Genomic DNA, 581 nt, shown 5'->3' on the forward strand with positions numbered 1-581 from the left:
GTGACAGCGATGAACAGCGCCAGAGCGGTGACGCCCGCGGCGAGCCGCCAGCCGCCCAGGCGGTGGCTGAGCACCGCCAGGGCGGCGACGACACCAGTCCACGGCAACGCCACCAGTGCCCGCTTGAATGGGATGAGCACGTACACCAGCAGCACCGACTTCGCCCCGTTGAGCGGCCCGTAGAGCTCGGTGTTGACCCAGGCGACGAGTCGCCCCCAGTACTCCGCCGTGCTCACGGTGAGGGCGTCCGGCACCCCGGCCAGCGGCGACCAGAACACGCCGGCGATCGTGGGCAGCGCCACCACGGCGGCCAGCAGCAGGGCGAAATGCCGCCGCGGGAGTCGCGGCCGGCTGCGGGTGCCGTCGGTAAGCGCGCGCCCCAGACGCTCGGTGGCGATGGCGATCAGGGTGATGGCGACGCCCGCCTCCAGCCCGTCACCGATCTGCAGCCGGCGCAGGGCACGGAGCACGTCATAGCCGAGGCCGCCGGCGCCGATCATCGAGGCGATGATCACCATGTTGAGGGACAGCATGATCACCTGGTTGACACCGACCATCAGGCCCTGCCGGGCCGCCGGCAC

At 71.6% G+C, this 581-nt stretch carries 1 pseudogene; it reads right to left on the reverse strand.

From position 1 onward, the window contains the following. Positions 1-557, reverse strand: a pseudogene (locus tag G7A99_RS24000) (ABC transporter permease); the annotation flags it as partial. Positions 558-581: the final 24 nt, after the last annotated feature.

It is taken from the genome of Arhodomonas sp. KWT (genome assembly GCF_010993615.1).